This window comes from Halomonas sp. SIMBA_159 (assembly GCF_046536035.1).
In the GTDB taxonomy this organism is placed as follows: Bacteria; Pseudomonadota; Gammaproteobacteria; order Pseudomonadales; family Halomonadaceae; genus Vreelandella; species Vreelandella venusta_A.
The window spans coordinates 1-256 of record NZ_JAWJBT010001015.1 but is presented as its reverse complement, the minus strand read 5'-3'; the positions used below and the strand labels follow the sequence as shown (position 1 = coordinate 256).

Annotated in this window: 1 protein-coding gene; it reads right to left on the bottom strand. The window is 41.4% G+C overall.

What is annotated here, in order from left to right:
* Positions 1–225 (bottom strand): hypothetical protein (locus R0J87_RS22325; RefSeq protein WP_498889054.1); only part of this gene is annotated, 225 nt, incomplete at its 3' end.
* Positions 226–256: the final 31 nt, after the last annotated feature.

Here is a 256-nt window from a genome sequence, read left to right as displayed (position 1 = left end):
ATAATCACTCACGACACAACCCAACAAATTAGTCGCAGGAACTCCTAAAATATCTCTGGCATTCTCGCTAACTTGAGCAATTTGAAACGTATCTTCATTTAACACCAATAACAAACCATGGGGTTGAATGGCATTAGGAATATGAATCGGCTCGCGATCGCAGTTGGTCAAGTTAACGGCTTCACCAGTGTCCAACTGATCCAGCCAAGGTTTGGGATTCTCCATTACTATCTCCTCAATCTAGAAAAATCATGAT